At 58.0% G+C, this 12,654-nt stretch carries 7 protein-coding genes and 1 pseudogene; all 8 read right to left on the reverse strand.

What is annotated here, in order from left to right:
* The gene (pglZ, locus tag ACTU6V_RS13375) at window positions 1-2,493 is read right to left on the reverse strand and encodes a BREX-1 system phosphatase PglZ type A (protein WP_443475832.1); all 2,493 of its coding nucleotides are present in this window, start codon (window positions 2,491-2,493) and stop codon (window positions 1-3) included.
* Window positions 2,486-5,935: a BREX-1 system adenine-specific DNA-methyltransferase PglX gene (gene pglX, locus ACTU6V_RS13380; protein WP_443475833.1), complete on the reverse strand. Its 3,450-nt coding sequence runs from the start codon at window positions 5,933-5,935 to the stop codon at window positions 2,486-2,488. The genes pglZ and pglX overlap by 8 nt, the downstream gene beginning before the upstream one ends.
* Window positions 5,935-9,414: a BREX system P-loop protein BrxC gene (brxC, locus tag ACTU6V_RS13385; RefSeq protein ID WP_443475834.1), complete on the reverse strand. Its 3,480-nt coding sequence runs from the start codon at window positions 9,412-9,414 to the stop codon at window positions 5,935-5,937. Before brxC ends, pglX begins: the two co-directional genes overlap by 1 nt.
* Window positions 9,415-9,418: 4 nt before the next feature.
* On the reverse strand, window positions 9,419-10,030 hold the full coding sequence (locus ACTU6V_RS13390; RefSeq protein WP_443475835.1) for a DUF1788 domain-containing protein: 612 nt from the start codon (window positions 10,028-10,030) through the stop codon (window positions 9,419-9,421).
* Window positions 10,030-10,632 carry a DUF1819 family protein gene (locus ACTU6V_RS13395; protein ID WP_443475836.1) on the reverse strand — a complete coding sequence of 201 codons (603 nt, stop codon included), beginning with the start codon at window positions 10,630-10,632 and terminating at the stop codon, window positions 10,030-10,032. Before ACTU6V_RS13395 ends, ACTU6V_RS13390 begins: the two co-directional genes overlap by 1 nt.
* 90 nt (window positions 10,633-10,722) lie before the next feature.
* Entirely contained in the window at window positions 10,723-10,920 is a 198-nt protein-coding gene (locus tag ACTU6V_RS13400; protein ID WP_443475837.1) for a helix-turn-helix domain-containing protein, read from the reverse strand.
* A gap of 113 nt (window positions 10,921-11,033) precedes the next feature.
* Complete coding sequence (locus ACTU6V_RS13405; protein WP_443475838.1) at window positions 11,034-12,137, reverse strand: alpha/beta hydrolase; 1,104 nt, start codon at window positions 12,135-12,137, stop codon at window positions 11,034-11,036.
* Window positions 12,138-12,172: 35 nt separating this feature from the next.
* A pseudogene (locus ACTU6V_RS13410) lies at window positions 12,173-12,654 on the reverse strand (hypothetical protein); the annotation flags it as partial.

Here is a 12,654-nt window from a genome sequence, read left to right on the forward strand (position 1 = left end):
CTAGAAGTCGAAGTCCGTCGTGAACGATCGCTTGATGGTGTAGTTCCCCTTAGAGAACGTCTTCCACTGCGTCGTGTTTGGGATCAGCTCTTCAAGCCGTAGCTCGACGGGCCGGTTGTTGTACTGGTCAGCGTCCTGAGTCAGGTACAGGACGGCCTTCTGATAGCGATCACGCTGGTCGGTGGACGCACTGTCGAAGGTAATGACAGGTTGGTCGGAGATCAGGGTGTCCCCCACGTAAAGTCCAAGACGGACTTGACGCAGCTGAACTTTGTCCGTGACGGCTTCGCGCTGGAGCAGCTTGACCGCGAGTTGACCAGTGGTGATCTTGTCGGTCTCTGGCATGAGATCAACATTGACTGGGCGAATGTCGCTCTTGCGCTTCTTATTGACCGTGACCACCGGGACGACGATCTCTTGGAGGGACGCGCCTCCGTGAACGTAGCGAGTGCCAGCGCCGGGTTGCGGGATGCGGTGGATCGACTTCGGAATCTGGATGTCAAGGTCTCCCACGAGTCCAGCTTGCGCCGAGGTAAACGTCATGAATGAGGGGGATGGCTTCAGTGACCGGCCGAGTACGTAGCGACGGTTGACCTTAGTGACCGCGTCACCCTGAGGCGTTTCCGAGACATAGTAGGCCTGCTCTAGTGGGATGTCCTGGTAGAGGAATCCGTGGTCGGCCGTGATCAGGACGTTTGTGGCGTTGGCGTTTGTCCACTTCTTCACGAGAAGGAGCAGTTCGCGGAGGGTCTCTTCAGCGGCCTCGAACACGGTGCGTTCCGTCGGGGCCTTGTCACCCGCGGCATCGATGCGATCGTGGTAGACGTAGAAGATCTGGTGCTTCGTGTACAACTCGCGCAGTTCGCTCCCCGGCATAGCCAGGACCTCGGCTGCGCTGATGGCGTGCCCCTTAACTGTCTGCAGAATCTTGTCACGATTCGCAGTACCGTTTGTTGGCTTACCATCCGCGAGCACCGGCAAGGCATTAGGGTCAAGCTCCAGGCTCGACTGCGGGAGTAGCGACGCCATGCCGAGCTGCGTGTAGCTCGGCAGTGATCCGAGTACGGCCGAAAGCGAGGCATCAAAGCGGTTCTCGCTGCGGATCAGAGATGCGAGTTCTTCGGCAACCTCGTAGCGCATGCCATCGGAGATGATGACAACGGCCTTGGTACGGCCGTCCTTGACCACGGGAGCGACGTGGCGGTCGAAGAACTTCGCCTGAGGCGCGAGGGCAGTGGACTTCCACTCGCTCATGGGCTCAAGCGCGTGCTGCCACAGCCCGCCGAAGTCGTAAAGGTATTTGTTAACGTACTGCTTATCGACCTCAGCCTTCAGTGCTTCAAGCGGCTTCTGGAAGTCGGCCGTCTGATGCGCGTAGGTGAACCATCGATACTGCTGGTCAATGCGGAACCATTCAGACTGATACTTATCCAGCCCCAGAGCAGCTGACGCGATGGCGTGCGGCAGGCTCGTGATCGCCGCGAGCAGCTCTGAAGCGCTCTGAATGGCTTGGTAAAGCTTGGCGTATTTAGCCTTCCACAGGCTTTCCTGCCGCTGCCGCACGATGTCCGCGACCTCGCGCGGCGTCACCGACTGAGTGGTGACAGCGGCGGCGAGGTCGACGACAACTTTGCGGTCGACCTCTTCGAAAATCGTGACCTTGGCCAGATCCCGGTAGTCGCGATGCTCGATCTTGGATTTCACGTCAAGCGCGTCAGCTGCGCGGGTGGCGAGCTTCGTCATCACATCCTGCGTGCGAACGTCGTAGCGCAAACTGTTGAAGTCGCTACGGATGTTGCGGAACTCATCAGGGGTGGTCGATGCGAACCCTTCGATCGCGCGATTGAACATCCAGAGGACAAAGTCGTCAATCGTCGGAGTCTTGCTCGGGTAGTTGTAGATGCTGGAGAGCCCGTCCCAAAAGAACTGGTCAAGCCCGAAAGTGACGAGATCGTCGAACTTCGCTGTCTTCCCCGAGGCATTCTCGACGAGGAGTTCGCGCACGATGTCGGTCAGCTTGTTTCCTGATGCTTTGACGAGCACCTGGCACATCTTGGCTCGGAGGAAGGTGGCATCGTCACCGTCATTCAGGAGCTTTTCCAGTGCATGCTTACGGCTGTTCGCGGCGAAGAACTTCTGGTGTTGCTCGATCACCGGTACCAGTGCAGGGTCGCTGAGACCGAGTTCCCGCTGGAGCATAGAAGTCTTGTCGGCTGTGAAGACGCCGTAGGCAATTTCCAGGTCGAGCAACCAGTTCGCAGTACCGCGTGGCAGGTCGCCGGAACGGTAAACGAGGTGCTTGCTCACGTGGTCGGCGAGGAGCATGCTCTTCACGCCAAACTCGTTGTCCTCGACACGAATCACGTTCACTAACCCGAGATCGAGCACTGCAAGTTCAGCGGTGTACTCGCCAGCAGGATCGTGCCAGAACACGACCCGCTCGGACGCGAGTCGGCTTCGAAGCGCGTCTTGAACCGAGGTGAGATCAGTCACTAGCTGCCTCCAAACCGGCAATCTTCTTCAGCGCAGCACCGAACTTCGGGTAGTTCGTCTTGACACCATCATCGAGGTCAATCGCAACGTTCTCGGATGCCTTAGGGAAAAGCGTGTCATGCTCGTACTCGTTCAGCTCGACAAGGATCTTGCGGAGCCGATCAGCTTCCTTCGCGTTCCCAGCGCGCTCAGCCTGTTGAAGTGTTGATTCCAGCTTGGTCACGTACTCACGTAGGTAGGTCAGCACAGTCGAGACGGTTGACGGCGTGTATCGGTGCATGTAGATCAGGGCATTGAACGAGCCCTTCGGGCTGGAGAATAGCCAGTAGATCGGGCGCTTCTTATACCGCTGGACGTGGTCCTTGTAGAACGATTTCACGAAGTAGTCACGGAGGCGCTTCACGCCGAGCGACGTCGTGACAAGCTGAAGGTTCTCCTCGAAGTGCTGCTCCCCAAATGTCGCACGGAGGAACTGTCGGAACCGCTCAACGACATCGTCCTCAAACCAATCACCATCCACAATCGGAATGACGTTATCGGCGTCCGGCTTAAACGTTGGCACCGGAACCTTAGCGAGGTATTCCTCCAACGTCACACCCTGGTCAGCGAGGATCAGGCCCGTCTCATCGAGGCTGTAGCGGCCGAACATGCATCCAACCGCATACGAGACGAGGTCCTTAATGCGCTCCCCTGTCGGGATCGGTGGGACTTCAGCGTCGATCTTCTCAACGTCTCCTGGGCGGAAGTCCCGGGTCTCGTTACGCCCCAAAAGTACAATCTGGTCCACGCGCGTACGAAGACTCTCTAGCTCTGTGGAAAGCGCTTGACGTTCGCTCGCGACCTCCTCCAAGAAAACCACAAGCCTTCCCTCACGTCGCATCAGAGGCGACCTACTGAAGTCCCATGATGTCTCAGCCTCATCCCACAACGCCTTCGATACTTCTACCGCATTCTCGGCCACGTGGCTCAACTCAATCCGAAGGCTCTCATCCTCGGGTATAGGCAGACTGAGTACGTGCCCGAGTTTGAAATCAAGATTTGGCGCCAACATTCCAAGGAACCGATCCGCCGTACCGCTATTCAGAATTGCCAAAGCCGCAAGTAGATCAGTCCTGTTGCGACCGAACCCCATCGGCCCCTTCGCGTCGAACATATGCCCAGCAGGCACGTACCGCGCAGAGAACTTACTGCTTGATACTCCCGACCAAGTAAGTCCTTCTCGGAAGGCATAGTCGCCGTTGTAATTGTGCGAACGGACCCTGCCTGTCTTGACATCTACGTTGGCTTTTACGCGAGCCCCGTCTGACTCCCAGTCGACGACGAAGTCGATGTTCCCATACCAACGTCGAAATTCTCCGCCCTTAACATACATGTACCAGCGAGGGGCGCTGCGACCACGGCTTTCCTCACGTGCGCTCCTAGGGCTCGATATCCTCGCATTCGAGACTTCGAACCAGCGCCGCAGAAAACGGTCGTTGTCCCCGGTCGTCAGACCCTCACGAGTTCCTAGTAGATCCGAAATCTTCGGGTGGAACGCTAGGGCGTCGAGGTCATCATGAGAAGCGGCATAGATGACAGGTTTTCCGGGAATCCTGGCAAACTCGTCCATTTTGAGAGAGGCGACTCGCTCGTTGTGAACTGGGAACGTGTGCGGCACCCCGAAGTCATCGAGTTCAAAGTGCCGGACACACTGGAACATGGCGCGGTCTGAGCCTCCGAGAGCCTTCCTCTGAACCATCGCAGTGATCCCAAAGTTGATCCCCATCGCTGTACGCCCCTTACCGAGGTACGGCATGTGCACCAGCGAGCGAAGGTCCTGTTCGAAGATGACGTGAGCCCTGAACTTGGCGTAGACGGCTCCGGTCATCCAAGATTCCATTGTGACCATCGCGGAGTATCCATGGTGAGCCAATAGCCCAAAACTACGCTCTATGAACATCGCATAAAGGTCATACTTGCTGACCTTGAAGTATCGGCCCGCGAACTGAGCCAACTGATCCCCCATGTTGCCGCTGCCCATATACGGAGGATTAGCAACGAGTACGGAGTAGCCAGTTGTCAGGTATTTAGCCATCGTCAGAACCCGCTTCGCCCGGCCAAGTGCGTCAGCACGGAAGAGATCACCCTCGTCGTCAAATGTCGTGAGGTGGCCAACGAGGTGGGCGGCCAAGGCCGGGTCGGGCTGGATGAGAGAGCCGAAGGTGTCGGCCTCGGCAAACTGGTTCCAGAATGCCTCCTCTGACTGGCGGTCCCCCTCCTTGGTTACAAGGTAGCCCAGCTCATCGGGGGTGAAGGTGATGGGTTCGAGCACGCAAACGTTCGGCGCGACCGGGTTCCTCAGAAAGAGCTTGCGTCTAGCTGCGGCTTTCATCGTCAGAGCAAATGCGGCCAGCGCTCCAGCGCGAGGGTCGATCTCGGTCCCATAAAGGTTGTTCGTGAGAATAAGGCTCGGGATCTGCGACGGGGTGTAGCCCTCTTCCTCGTAGATCGCGTAAAGCAGGTCGAAGGCGTAAGTGAGCATGTGGCCCGAGCCGCATGCCGGGTCTATGACGGTGAGTTCCTCAGGCTTGGTGATCTTGAGGAAATCGGTCTCTTCGTCGACCGGCGGGATGTAGTACTCCATCTTCTCTGCAAGCTGCGAGTCCGGGTGGTTCAGCATCCACACGCGACCGAGGGAGTTCTCAACGAGGTAACGGACGATCCAGTGCGGCGTGAAGATTTGCGTGGCCGCGGGGATGTCCTCAGCGCGCGCCTTCTCGTTCTTCTTGAACCCGGCGAAGACCTCGTCCTTCCGCTCCGAAATATAGAATTGGTAGAGCCAGCCAATTACCTCGACATCGCGGCACACGTCTTCGCTTAACACCCTGACAGAGCGGCTCAAGACAGAATCCTCGGCGAGCAGGTTGGCCGGGATGAGTAGTTCGGTGTAGTCGCCTTCGCGCTCGAACATGAACGGCATCGACCTGTTCCAGTAACGGCAATAGTCCGCGAGGAGCAGCGCATACGCCTCCGCTTGGGCGTCGACGCCGGAGCGCGACTGGCGCGTGCCGTTGAGCAGACCGGTGACGGTTGCAGCGTTTGTTCCCTTGACCACCTCTACGTCGACCTGGCCGCGCTTGGCGGCGGCGAGTACCTCGGGCTGACCTACTTGATCTGCCGCAGGCGAAACCACACCAATGCCGGTGTAGTGGTTGGCATCCATGAAGCGCAGCGCAATGATGCGGTTAAACCACGTATAGGCGACTTTGTCCGCCGCTTGCGCCTTACCTGCGTCTCCCCCACCCGCTCCGGCGATGGCACGCTCCAGCGCGGTCACGGCACTGGGCTGCTCGACTCGTTCCGGCGAGCCCGGGGCGAGCACAGCAGTGATGCGCGCTCCGACCTCGCGGATGAGTTCCGTGCGCGCCGATGTGGCGAAGGATTTGAGCAGAGTGGTGTCCATCACAGCGTTATTCGCTTTCCGTCGTTGAGGGTTGCCACGAGCGCGGTCCGGAGGGCAGCAAGGTAGTTGTCGACGTCGGCTTCAGACTCAAGCACACCGGTGGCACCGGGGACACTGATCGTCTTCACTGACACGATCGGCTTCGGCGCAGATACGTCGTCGTCGCTTTGCTGAGACTCGACGAGACGGCTCAGGAGCGCCGGATAGTCGTCTTGTTCGAAGGTCGCGCCTGCTTGGAGGATGAGCGCAATCTGTGTCTCCGCGACAAGATGCGCAAGCATCTGATCGATGCGTCCAATCACATTTTCCTGAGCGACGGGGGTGGCGTTGGCGTAATAGCTACTTCCGAGAATCTCGGCTTTCCGCCCCTGGATCGCTTCGGTCACCTCCGCCCGCTTGACGGCGATGACATCGTCGGTCTGCCCTCGCAGGGTGTCAGCGGCGGCCTTAAGCAGGTTCATCTTGTTGCCGCGGAAGGTGTTGTTATCAGTAAGCAGGGCTTTGACAGCGTCGGCGCTGCCCATTGGGAGGTATCCGAGGTTCCCAGCGCTATTAGCCATGAGAGTTTGGGCCTCGTCGAAAATTTTGGCTTGCTGACCGTTGAGGAAAGATCTGATCGGGTCGACCAAGTCATCCTTGGCCTCGATCAGCTCGTCGGCCTCGTCAAAGCCACTCAGATACCAGTCGACCGGCTTGCCGACGACCTGATCAAGCACGGCGACGACACCCGAGAGCTGGCTGACGAACGGGTACCGACTGGTGCTCACGAGAGCCCTAAGTTCGTCATGCTTGGCCGCAAGTTTCTCCTTACCGAACCGGGCGAGTTCGGTCGGATCACTCGGCACAGCCCCCTCGTCGAAGAAGTCAGTACAGAACTTCTTGAACGCGGCGACCTTCACCGGGTCGTACGCCTTCTGGGGCGCCACGACCATGTGGTGGTGTTTAGCGGTGTTTCGAATGAGCGCTGTAGCCTCAGTACGCACGACCGGGTTGGTATCGACGGAGAGCGCAACCTTACCGTTACCAACGAGCCAGCCCAGCACGACCTCGATCGAGCCAAGGTCCCAACCGTATGGTTTGGACTCGAAGCGGTCGACAATCTTTTTTGCCGTCACCTGTTCACCCAAGCCTGTCTGGGTGATAATCCAAGACTCCATCTCGGTTCCTGGTGAGGAGAGAACGCTCAAACTACCGACGCTAAACAGCCCTTGGTCGTTCTGGACTGCACCAGCGACCTGCTGCTCTGGATACACCTTGCCGCCAAGCAGGCCAAGGTTCGCGTAGGTCCGGCCTACGAGTTCCTGGAATCCGTCCGACACCCGACTCACTGCATCCTGAGAGCTGGAAGGGATCTCCGCGGCGTTGATAATCAGCTGCGCCTTACCGACCGTCTGGCGGATGCGTTCGATGAGCTCTTTCTCGCGGTCGGCGTTGAGAACCTGCTTGGACTGGAGGATCGCCTGCATCGAGGGAGTCGCTCCAGAGTTCGTGCGCTGCTTCGTATATTTCTCGGTTTTCAGGAGCAGGCGCAAGTCCGCAAGAAGCCGCTTGTCTCGGCCGAGGAAAACCCTCAGTTCGTCCCGGCCCATGCTCTGAGCCGCGATCTCGGAGTCGCTGTAGTTCGTCTCGGGTGTGATGAAGTGAATGGTGAGTTCTCGCTGATTGCCTTGCGCGATGTCGTCGAGCTTGTAACCGAACGCGAAGTCCTGTCCGTTCTTCGCGTACTTGAGTTTGTTCGACTTGAGGATGTCCGAAGCAAGGTACCGGAAAAACTTGCTGGAGACCTCAGACGAATCGACATCGACCGCCTTGATCTCCTTCTCGATCTCCTGTTCCTCGTTGGTGAGGTATTCGTAGATGTTGCCGTTCCGTTGGACGTATGACTGCGACTCCAACAAGTTGAGCGCCTCTTGAACTTGTTTGCCTAGCCCATTGAGGTCCAGCCCGAAACGGTCATAGACGAGCACCGTGAGGTTGCGGGGCGTAGCTTTGAAGGTGTCAACGTACTTGACCAGGAACAGCGCCTTAAGCAGCCTGTTGGCGAGAATCGTCACGTCAGAGGTCGGGTCGGGAAGGTGCCTCTCCGCCTGGAGGATCGCGCTCTGGGCCGACGACTTCAGTGCGGCACTAATCCCGGCGAACATCTGGTCGAAGGTCGCGAGGTAGCCCACCTGTTCGCCACCAATACGTTTTGCGACTTCTTGAACCACGCCGAGCATAGACCGCTCGCCAACCGAGCTGTTCTTACCTTCGAACATGTTGTGGTCGGACAGGCCCTCGATGGAAGCCTGAAACATCGGGATCTGGTAAGTGACGAACGGATACGTGTTGATGAAGCGGGCTTCATCAACGTAGTTACGGTAGGTCTTCGCACCGTCCACGAAGTTGAAGATCGTCGGGAAGTTCCCGGCCTCCGTGGAGTAAATAGATTTGAGGTCTGCTGCGCCTGCATCATTCTTCTCCAGCAGACGCTTGCTAATGACCTCCTCGACGTCCTGGCTCGTGAGCTTCACCTTGACGCTAAACCGCGCCTGGATCTTGGAGAAGTCGTTGCCTTGCTGTTTCGTGCGGTCACCGATGACCTTGTCCATGTCCTCTTGGGAGGTCACGAAGACCCACGACTGGCCTTTGCACTTGGTATTAAGTGACTCCGCGATGGTCTGGAGGTTGAGCATCAGCTTGACGTCGTCAGCAATGAACTGACCGACCTCATCGACGAAGAAGTTGAGCCGGAAGCCGGGCTCCTGCTGGTCGATCCACGCCTTGACCGAAGTAGCGAAGTCCTCGATCGAAACAGCGTAGGACTTCTGGTATTGGGCGATAATGCCGGGGTTGGCCTCACCGTTGACCTCAGCGAACGCTTTGTCAATGTTGTGGCCCTCCAGCGCGGTCTGTTCACGCCCCTGTGACCAGTCGATTCCTGCGTGCTCTGCGAAGGCCTCCTTGAAGGCTTCGTACTGGCCCCGCTTGTCGAGATCCTCTTCAAAACGGGCCACCGCGCCATCATTACCGAAGTAGCCCCGGCTCTCGTCGAAGACCTTGACGAACACCTTGAGCAGGGCGTCTGTCTGGTCCTTGGCGATCAAGGTCGCCTTCTGATCAATATTGAAAAGAAGGCTCTTGGCAGGGATAGCGGCGGCCTTCTTGAGGGAAGCGACGAGCATCGCATCATCAGTCTTGCCGAGGAAGTTCTCGCTCACCTTCTCGCGTGAAAACGCCTGGTCTTCGACATCGCCGAAGAGGTGCGCGAGCATCTTGAGAAGGTGAGACTTACCGGATCCAAAGAACCCCGAGATCCATACGCCGTTTGCGTTCGTGTAGTTCGTGTACTCCTCCAGCAATGGAGCGACCCCCTTGGCCGCATCGTTAGTGAAGACGTACTCCTCGACCTCGACAGCAAGGTGGTCGGTGTCGTCAGCTTTGACGACCCCCTCGATCGAGCGGGTGACATCCTTGAGGAAGATTTCATTGAGTTTCATTGAGTCATGCTTCCTGGTCGAGGATTCGCTTGGCGCGATAAAAGGAATCGTCCTTAAGCTGGCTGAACAGGACCAGTGACGAGCCCTGCGTGGCCGAAACTTCATATCGGCCTGGGAAGAACATCAGCATCGGCTTGTCTGAGACGACAGTTTGTAGGTTGTTGAGCACCGTGTGTGAGCGAACGAACGGGAACACTTCGCCGATGCCGCTGAGGAAAAGGATCTGGAACGACTCGGCCGCGATGCATTCCTTGATAGCCGGAGCAAGGTGTATCTGGGGATCGAGCATATTCTGGAGCATCTTAAGGAAGTCAGACTTGTCCATTGATGACTCAGCAGCAAGTACGCGGTCCCAGACGTTGCGTTGCTTGAGCAGGTCGATGCAAAGATCGTAGAGGTCTATCTCGAGGACTTTGATGCCCTGCTCAGTGTCAAGCTTGGTCTTGATGCGCTTCTTGGCCTGCGCGACATCAAGCGCCCACGTCGGGTCATAGTCAAAGATGAAGTGAGCGACTTCGTTGCCGAGACCCTCCATCCTGAGGAAGCGTTCACTACTGAGTACCCTAAACAGGTGGTCTTCCTGCTGGGCCAATGTGAGCTTGGGCTGAACGGGCATTAGGCCTCCCTTGTTGGGAAGAAGCGGATGTCGCTCGGTGTGCGCTCGCTGAGGCATTCAACAACGCGGGCGGACAGGAGTGCTGGCTCGATCACGCCCTGTTTGGTCACCAGACCTGCCTCACCCATCATCTTGAACAGAACCTCGCGGAGCTTCTTATAGGTCAGTTCGGTGATCCCGTCCAATTCGTCGTGCCACATAGCTTTGGCACGATAGAACGAGTCATAATCCTCGTAGGAAATTGTGCCCGCCAAGATCATGTAGCGCTCGTGGAGAACCTCTTCAGCGAATTCGCCAATGAGCTTGAAATGGCGACAAACCGCCGCCCACATGAGATGTTCGCGCTCAGAAGCAGTGACCTCAAGGATCATCGCAACCTCTCGATCAGAGAGCGCCGACAGTCGCTTAATGGTCTCCCGGACAAGCGTCACCCCCGAGCGGTGAGTTCTCGCCTGCAAAAGGTTTTCCTTGACCGCGAAGTCACGCACCTTGCCCCAATCACGATGCGCCAAATAGATCGGCGCCAGCGCTACGGCCTCCCGAGCGAAAAGACCGCCAGTAGTAAACGACAGTGCGTAGCGATCATCTGCACTGTGTGACATGAGGCCTCCTTCCGGAATTTGGGCAGTGGATCAGGATACGAGCAACCACCGACATTGAGGTGGTGGTTGCGAACGGCAGGCATAAATCGGTCAACTCGGTGCCGCATCATCCGACGCCGCAGCACCCCCACGGCGCACCCATTCGTCAATCTCACTCGCTTGGAACTTCCAGAGCCGCCCAACCTTGTGCGCGGGCATGTCCTTCTCGGCGATCCAGGTGTAAACGGTGTCCTTTGTGACGCCCAAATGGGAGGCGATGTCGTCGGCAGACAGCCACGGCTCGGTCACGTCAGTCCTCCATCTCGACCTGCACAGGCCGACATTCCCGATGATATCGGAGTGACAGCGGGTTGAGTAGGGTTTTTCCGGGTGTAATTGGTCGACGAGACCGCAGGCGAGGGTCAGACTGGCAAGTGGCTCGAAAGCCAGGAGCTAACGGCAGTGCGCCACCCGTCCGGATCCGAGTTCCACGCCAGCGTGTGACCCGCGTCGAAGGATTCCAACTCCACAAGATCGGGACGTCGATCGCGGAGAGCTTCTGAGATGTCGGCGGGAACTGAGTCATCGCTGACGCCATGAACTATCAACGTCGGCGCGGTGAGTTCATTTGCGCGCTGCACCCAATCAAACTCGCAGAGCGGGATCCCGCTCGGGAGCCCGACCATGCGTGCGAGCGGCCTGACAGTCAGCCACGGAATCGCGAGTATCCCCGCGTTTCTCGGAAGACCCGAACGCTTGCAGTTCTTCTTGATGACCGCTACCCAATTGAGCACTGGCGAGTCGAGCACGAGCCCTACGACTAACTGTGCATAGTCGGACCGGTGCGCGAGCTGTAGTGCGATCGCGGCTCCCATCGACCAGCCAAACAACACGAACCGTTCAGCTCCGCGACGAACTGCATAACTGATCGCTGCCTCGACATCTTCTGCCTCAGTTGCACCGAGGGTTGAGCGACCGCCTCCGATGTTCGGGCCGTCTCCGTCGTTACGGTAGCTCACGACGAGCGACGTGTACCCCTGCTCTGTTGCGACCTGTACTCCGCGAAGCGTGCCTGCGCAGGAGCTGCCAAGCCCGTGAATATGGATCGCCCACGTCGAAGAACTGCCATTGATTCGCCATGCAGGCGCGTCCCCTGACGGGGTGTTGATCTTGATTTCACGAGCCTCTAGACCCGCATCTGCTGGAGTAGAAAAGTAGATGCCACTCCACGAGACACGGTCACCGACTTGGATCTTGAGGTTGTCAGAAGCACCGGTAACTGCACGCGCAATTCGGCGTGGACCGCGATCCTGCACGTCGCTACCAAGTTGTGCCCAACCACCGTGTTCGAACCAGAGATTGTAGATACCTTTGGCCGCGGTGCTTGGTGTGCGGTCGAGCACGATCTTGATCACGCCATCGTCATCTTCAACGTCGCGAACAACGATGTTGAAGGTTCGTGGGCCGACTGGTGCGGTGAGCTTGCGAGCGATAACCCAGCCAAGGGCCGCCGTGCCCGCACCCACCAGTGCAACACCAGCGCCGAAAGCGCGCCCTGCCCTCACGACGGCTCCGCTTTGATCTCAACGTCATCGAGCTTGCGCCTGTTCGTCTTCGGCGCCTTCACGCCCAGCAAATGGGACTCAGCTCGTTCGAGCAATTTGCGGTCGGCATCGTCGATGGCGAAGGTCACCCTTGGGTCGATCATGGCGTCGCGTATCTCGACGATACTGCGATGCAATCGTGCTTCGGGTTCTTCGAGAATCCCGGGAGTGAGGTGGCTCTCACCGAGCCCGGGTCGGAGGATGGTTGCGTTTCGCCAAATAGGTTCGAGCTGCGCGACGAGCACGTCGGTCTGCACATCGCGGAGGCGCTGTCGAAGTGAGCGCATCGCGGGCTGGGCAATGAAGCCAGCACAGAGAAACAGGAACGTAGCGATCATGACTGGCCCGTATGCGGGCTCAACCGCATGCATGATGCTCAGCGCACCAGTGACGTGAGCGATATGGGACTGCTGACGGTTTAGTTGACTCGTCTTGTTTG

It is taken from the genome of Microbacterium zouquanmingi, assembly GCF_052266675.1.
Lineage (GTDB): Bacteria > Actinomycetota > Actinomycetes > Actinomycetales > Microbacteriaceae > Microbacterium.